The 6,899-nt window shown below is 50.5% G+C and carries 5 protein-coding genes; 4 read left to right on the forward strand and 1 reads right to left on the reverse strand.

Translation table 11 applies throughout. The annotated features are described in order from the left end of the window. The 4 genes from AC0QH1_RS00005 to AC0QH1_RS00020 form a co-directional block, all read left to right on the forward strand. A partial coding sequence (locus AC0QH1_RS00005) for a hypothetical protein (protein WP_324628690.1) occupies nt 1-299 on the forward strand: 299 nt, incomplete at its 5' end. A gap of 327 nt (nt 300-626) precedes the next feature. Next, on the forward strand, nt 627-2,471 hold the full coding sequence (locus AC0QH1_RS00010; RefSeq protein ID WP_324628691.1) for an NAD(P)H-quinone oxidoreductase subunit F: 1,845 nt from the start codon (nt 627-629) through the stop codon (nt 2,469-2,471). 95 nt (nt 2,472-2,566) lie between these two features. Then, nucleotides 2,567-4,084: an NADH-quinone oxidoreductase subunit M gene (locus AC0QH1_RS00015; protein WP_324628692.1), complete on the forward strand. Its 1,518-nt coding sequence runs from the start codon at nt 2,567-2,569 to the stop codon at nt 4,082-4,084. A 112-nt stretch (nt 4,085-4,196) separates the two neighbouring features. Beyond that, on the forward strand, nt 4,197-5,501 hold the full coding sequence (locus tag AC0QH1_RS00020; RefSeq protein ID WP_324628693.1) for a CO2 hydration protein: 1,305 nt from the start codon (nt 4,197-4,199) through the stop codon (nt 5,499-5,501). Nucleotides 5,502-5,763: 262 nt separating this feature from the next. Here AC0QH1_RS00020 and AC0QH1_RS00025 read toward each other — a convergent pair whose 3' ends face one another. Continuing rightward, nucleotides 5,764-6,129 carry a transposase gene (locus AC0QH1_RS00025; RefSeq protein WP_324628694.1) on the reverse strand — a complete coding sequence of 122 codons (366 nt, stop codon included), beginning with the start codon at nt 6,127-6,129 and terminating at the stop codon, nt 5,764-5,766. Nucleotides 6,130-6,899: the final 770 nt, after the last annotated feature.

Here is a 6,899-nt window from a genome sequence, read left to right on the forward strand (position 1 = left end):
AGACTACCAAGCTTCCCGGGGAAAGTCAACCCCTTGGCGAAAAAAAGGCGAAAAAAAAAGGGCGCGGCGAAAAAAAAGAGTTTGGGGCAATCGATGGAAAATGTGCCGATCGCGGATTTGAGAAAGAGAGAAAGTTGACAGAAGTGGAGGGCGATCGCGAATCTGTTCTAGAACGGGCCACCCGACAAACCGCAAAAATGGAGGTGCAATTTCTCGTGCATGAGTGCTTAAAAAAGAGAATATATCAAATCGTTTCGCCAAAGTCAAGGTTTTTTAGGAGAGAGGCGAGAATGCGTTAGGGGAAAGCAAAGGCGATCCCCTGCTTTTGCTGGAGGAGTTTTTCTGCTGCATAGATGAAAATCTATAGTTAAAATTAGCAAAATTGATAGAAAAGAGAATTGGCTGAGTAAAAATCTCTAGAGAACCGGAAGAAAAATAGGGTTCATAAGGAGATCTGAGTGAGTGGATTACGAATTTGTTTGAGAAAAGGCTTCCATTTAGGCACGCATAAAGTTAACCTAAGAACCATAAAATAAAGAAAAGATTAATCTGCCGAAAAGTTACCCCCGATTTGCGGGGGTAATCGAAGGCGAGAGAGAAGCTGAAACGCGATCGGGTAAATACAGATGGCCGATTTATTTCTTCCGAGTGTTTGGTTAGTCCCCTGCTACTCCTTAATAGGCATGATAGTAGCGGCGGCGTGGTCGCCGGGACTGATTCGTCGCATAGGGCCTAGACCGGCGGGGTATGCCAATGCGATAATGACCTTTTTGGCATTCACCCATAGCTGGTTGGCGCTTCCGGCGACGTGGAATCAGCCGGCGCGGGAGGTATCCTGGACCTGGCTGAATGCGGCGGGTTTAGAGCTTACCGTGGATTTGCAAATCTCATCGGTGACGGTGGGGGCGATGATAGTGGTAACCGGGTTGAATCTGGTCGCGCAGATTTACGCCGTGGGTTACATGGAGATGGACTGGGGATGGGCAAGATTCTATTCCATGTTGGCATGGTTTGAAGCGGGAATCTGCGCCCTAGTCTTGTGCAATTCCCTATTTTTCAGTTATGTGGTATTAGAAATCCTCACCCTCGGCACCTATCTGCTGGTGGGGTTGTGGTTTAACCAATCCTTAGTGGTGACTGGTGCGAGAGATGCGTTTTTAACCAAGCGGGTGGGAGACTTAATGCTGCTGATGGCGGTGGTAGCGCTATTGCCATTAGCGGGAACGTGGAACTTTAGTGAATTAGCGCAATGGGCAAAAACGGCGGAGTTGGATCCCACAGTAGCCAGCTTGCTGACCCTGGGATTAATTGCCGGGCCGTTGGGGAAATGCGCCCAATTCCCCTTGCACCTGTGGTTAGATGAAGCGATGGAAGGGCCGGTTCCGAGTACGATTTTGCGGAATTCGGTGGTTGTGGCCACAGGGGCGTGGATATTGATAAAACTCGAACCGGTCATAGCGCTGTCCCCGGTGGGAACCTCGGTGGCGATCGCGATGGGGGCGGCGACGGCGGTAGGGACCTCAGCGATCGCGATCGCCCAAATCGACATCAAGCGCGCCTTATCCTACTCCGTCAGCGCTTACATGGGACTGGTATTCATCGCCGTGGGGACGGGACAAACGCAAACCGCACTCACGTTACTGCTGACCTACGCCCTGGCGATGGCACTATTGGTGATGAGTACCGGGACGATCGCCTGGAACAACGTCACCCAAGACCTGACCAAATATGGGGGTTTGTGGTCGCGGCGTCCGATTTCCGGGTTAGCGTATTTGGTTGGGGCGGCGGGATTGATTGCCCTTCCGCCATTTGGCTGCTTCTGGGCATTGCTGGAGATGGCGGACACCCTGTGGGAGACGCAACCGGCCCTAGTGGGAGTCTTGGTGGTGGTGAATGGGTTAACCACCTTTAGTGTGGTGCGAGAATTCGGGTTAATTTTCGCCGGTCCAGTGAAACCCATGACCGTGCGATCGCCAGAAGCGCATTGGCCCATGATGTTACCCACCGTTGTCTTGATGGGCTTTACCCTGCATGTGCCCTTAATGCTGCTGCGGTGGAACTTGCTGCCCGCATGGGCTGAGGTCAATCTCGGCGCGGCTACGGTATTGGTCGGATCCACTGCGATCGGCGGCGGACTAGGTGCGATGATTTATCTTAACGATAACTGGCCCAAACCGGTGCGCTTCGGTTCGCAATCGGTGCAAGACTTTTTTGCCTACGATTTCTACACCGCCAAACTGTACAAACTGACCATTGTGTTTGTGGTGGGGTTGGTGTCGCAGATTATTTCCTGGATCGATCGCTATATCGTGGATGGCGTGGTGAATTTAATTGGATTAGTCACCGTCTTTAGCGGACAAAGCTTGAAGTACAACGTCACCGGGCAAACGCAGTTTTATGCCTTGACCATTCTGATTGGCGTAGCGATTTTGGGAATTTGGCTGAGTTGGCCATTATTGGCGAGTCTGTGACCGCTCGAATTGAGAAAACCGGGAGGTTGCTTCCCGATCGCGATCGGGAGCAATTCCCCCAACACTCCAGCAAAGAGAAAAAGTAGGAAACCTCTATGTTAAGTGCCTTAATTTTGCTCCCCCTAGCGGGTGCTGCAATTGTGGGAGTTTGGCCGGGAAAACCCACCTCAATGCAGCTTAGAAATATCTCCTTGAGCCTCGCCCTGGCTATTTTAGGATGGACGATTTGGATAGGCATTCAGTTCGATGTCAATGCCTACGGATTGCAGTTTCAAGAATATTTATCCTGGATTCCTCAACTGGGACTGAACTATAATCTCGGCATTGATGGGTTATCTTTTCCCCTACTCGCCTTAAGTTCCCTACTTACGGCGATCGCCATTTATGGGACTGGGGAATCCGTGGAACGCCCGCGCGTTTACTACCCGATGATTTTCCTAGTCAATGCAGGACTCGCCGGGTCATTTTTGGCGCAAAATCTGCTGCTGTTCGTGCTATTTTACGAACTCGAACTGATTCCCCTGTATTTGTTAATTGGCATTTGGGGCGGTAAAAAACGCGGCTATGCGGCGATGAAGTTTCTTATCTATACCGCCGTTTCCGGGATTTTAATTTTAGCCGCCTTTTTGGGGATAGGCTGGTTGAGCGGTGCGAGCAGTTTTGATTTTAATGCGATTCTCACCGACGGATTACCGTTGAGAACCCAGTTAATTTTGCTGAGCTTGTTGTTAGTTGGGTTTGGGATTAAAGTGCCGTTGGTGCCCCTGCACACGTGGTTGCCCGATGCGTATGTGGAAGCTTCGCCGCCCGTGGCGATTCTTCTCGGCGGAGTTCTGGCGAAGTTGGGGACTTATGGCTTAGTGCGATTTGGGTTGCAACTGTTTCCGCAAACCTGGGGACTGGTGGCCCCGGTACTGGTGGCGATCGGGGTGGTGAGCGTGCTGTATGGCGCATTGACCGCGATCGCGCAAAAAGACATCAAGCGGATGGTGGCCTATAGCTCCATCGGTCACATGGGATACATCCTGGTTGCCGCCGCCGCTGGCACCTCCCTCAGCGTCCTCGGCGCGGTGGCACAAATGGTCAGCCACGGTTTGATTTTAGCGATCCTCTTTTACCTGATCGGAATCGTCGAGAAAAAAGTCGGCACCCGAGAGCTAGACCTACTCAACGGACTGATGAACCCGATCCGAGGCTTGCCCCTCACCACCGCTTTACTGATTTTAGGCGGAATGGCCAGTGCTGGGATTCCCGGTTTGGTGGGCTTCATCTCCGAATTTATGGTCTTTCAAGGCAGTTTTGCCATCTTTCCCCTACCCACCCTGCTGTGCATCATTGCCTCGGGGTTAACCGCAGTTTACTTCGTCATTTTGCTCAACCGCACCTGTTTTGGTAAACTGGATAATCAGTTGGCGTACTATCCGCGCGTCGTCTGGGCGGAACGCACGCCCGCACTGGTTTTAGCCGCTATTATTTTCTTTTTAGGCATTCAACCCACTTGGTTGGTGCGCTGGAGCGAACCTACGACAACGGCAATGGTTGTCGCATTGGAGAGCCAGAACAATACCCCTTTGGCTCACAATTTTGAAATGCGGGCACCGCAGATCGAGTAAGGTGTAGTTTAAATGTTCCCAGGCTCTGTCTGGGAACGCCTCATCGGCGCGATCGCCTGCCAAATCCAAATCCCTTTTACACCATAGCCCACAAAAAAACACCATTAACACCATGACCACTGCAACAGCGACAGGCGCAGCAAAACTTCCCCCCTCCGAGCATGAATTTGCCGAGGTGATTCACCGCTTAGAAGCCGGCGGGGCGATGCTTCCCGATACGCCAGAAAACTTGATGCAAATTATCGGCATTTATAAAGCCTATGCAGTGCCGATGGATTTCTACTGGCGCGACTTACTTTACATCGCCGAAGAGGTTTTTTTAGATCCCCTGCCCTTTTTTAAATATTTTCTGCCCCCCGAATATATCGAACTGCACAATCATTATGCGGGAGAAGATGCAGATTGGCGGATTTGGCGCGGCGAAGCCACCGCCCATCCGGAACTGCTAGAATTTATGGAAAAAGGGGAACTGCAGAAAAAAATTCCCCGCCTTTTGCACCACTGGCTGCACGATCGCGTGAATATGGAATTTGCCGAAGCCTGTATGCGCGCCATGTTTTGGCACGGTCGAGATATGGGGTGGGGCAAATTCGACGCCTATCTCGATAGCGACGAATATAAAGCCAATGCCGATCGCGCGATTAAAGCCTACTTTAAAGGCAATCCGGTGATGCTCGGCCTTTATCAACTTTTCCCCGATATGTTCCTCGAACAAGTCCGGCAATTGTCCTATTATAGCAACCTCGGACTGTTTTGGGAAGTGATGGCCCCCGTCTTTTTTGAAATGTCCGATCTCTACGATGAAGGGGGGTTAAAAACCGTTCCCGAAGCGATGAATTTCCTGGTTAACGGAATCTTCGCGATCGCCGGTCGTCCCATCTACCACCACGCGAAAATTCGCGGCGAAGTTTACGAAATTATTCCCAAATCCAAAGGCTTTATGTGGCTGTATGAAGCCGCCCTTCCCTATGTGGAAGCCGTCTTTTATCGCACCTCCCCCTTCCGGGGCACCAAGTCTTATAACGCCCAAGCAAAACAAGTGCCCGACGAGCAAAAAGATTTCCACTATGGCATTCTTTACGCCGATGTGTTTCCCGTGGGCACCGCTGGCATTCCGCCTACATTACTGATGCAGGATATGCTGCATTTCCTGCCTCCCTACTTGATAGATTACTATCAGAAACATTGCCGGGGCGAAGAGGATATGCTGATTCAGTTGGGCATTACATTCCAGCGATCGATGTACTGCGTCACCTCCGCCGTTTTCCAAGCCTTGCGCCAAGCCCTGCTCTATCCCCTCGACGATCCCAATCCAAACCATTTAATGGCCAATCGTCAGTTCTTTGAGGCGCAATTAGACCGCCTCAAACGCCCCGAATCGCGTCTGCGCGAAATTCAAAGTCAAGATTATCGTTAAACCGTCCCCCAAACTGGTTCCCCCAAACTGGTTCCCCCAAACTGGTTCCCCCAAACTGGTTCCCAGGCTCCGCCTGGGAACCCCGCTCCCGAGGCTCCGCCTCCAAGTACCCCCCTAATAACCGCATAAAACTCCCCCAAACTGGTTCCCAGGCTCCGCCTGGGAACCCCGCTCCCGAGGCTCCGCCTCCAACTCATTCAGCCTTGCCAAACTCCTCTCCAGGCTCCAGGGGATGAGGTCGGCGGAACCTCCCATTAAAAGCTCACACATCGAGCAATTGAACAGATAACAATCCTTCTTCACCCATGTAATTGCGATAACTCGAATACCGCCAATGACCCGGTTCATCTACATATCCGCGTCGAATAGGATTGTTATGAATATACTCTAACTTTTGCCGAAAAACATCTGGGCTGAAAATAGCCTGCGGATGCGACCCTTCTTGCCAAAGCTGGTATTTTTGGTCACTTTTATAAACTGCCTTTCCCGCCTTAAGCTGTTTTAGAATAGAGTGAAACTGATGTTGGATAAGCCAATCAATAATAGAGCGAGCCGTAAAAGACTTAAACTGACCCACCGCTCGCGATAGCGTAGCAGAAGAAACGATGAAATGCAGGTGGTTTTCCATGATAACATAACCATACAAAATCCACCGCTGTTTGCTTTGCATAAACCCGAGAGATTATAGTACAATTTGAGCGATTTCTGGTCGGCTAAATATAGGAATCCAGTTGACTACCGTGCAGGTGATAAAATGAGGATAATTGTCGATAAAGTGATAGCGCGATCGACCCATTTTTTTTACATTGGTAGTTAGAGAGATTGAGGGAGTGGGAAACAAAGTTTCGAGAGTAGCATTCCCTTGGGTATGGGAACGAGGGAATCTAATTTATTTTCCATCATAGCATAACCATGCAAAATCCACTGCTGTTAACACTCGTAAAACCGATCGAATCTTGTTAAATCTTGTTAAATCTTGTTAAATCTCATTAAACCTCGTTAAATCTCGTTCCCTGGCTCAGCCTGGGAACGGGATTGCGGAGACTCTGCCTCCACAAATCTTGTTAAATCTCATTAAACCTCGTTAAATCTCGTTCCCTGGCTCAGCCTGGGAACGGGATTGCGGAGGCTCTGCCTCCACAAATCTTGTTAAATCTCATTAAACCTCGTTAAATCTCGTTAAATCTCGTTCCCTGGCTCAGCCTGGGAACGAGATTGCGGAGGCTCTGCCTCCAAATCATCTGCCGAGGATCTATGACCAAAATCGGTATACTGATTAAATCTCGTTTCCAGGCTCAGCCTGGGAATGAGGGGGAACCAAGATTGTTCCCGATGATGGGGGATTAGGAGGCAGAGCCTCCACTGGGGCGTTCCCAGGCTGAGCCTGGGAACCAGGAT

The sequence above is a fragment of the Phormidium sp. CCY1219 genome, assembly GCF_055795085.1.

What these genes read in the sequence shown, in the direction of transcription:
- AC0QH1_RS00010 (WP_324628691.1), top strand. Translation starts at nt 627, where the DNA reads ATGGCCGATTTATTTCTTCCGAGTGTTTGGTTAGTCCCCTGCTACTCC.
- AC0QH1_RS00015 (WP_324628692.1), top strand. Translation starts at nt 2,567, where the DNA reads ATGTTAAGTGCCTTAATTTTGCTCCCCCTAGCGGGTGCTGCAATTGTG.
- AC0QH1_RS00020 (WP_324628693.1), top strand. Translation starts at nt 4,197, where the DNA reads ATGACCACTGCAACAGCGACAGGCGCAGCAAAACTTCCCCCCTCCGAG.
- AC0QH1_RS00025 (WP_324628694.1), bottom strand. Translation starts at nt 6,129, where the DNA reads ATGGAAAACCACCTGCATTTCATCGTTTCTTCTGCTACGCTATCGCGA.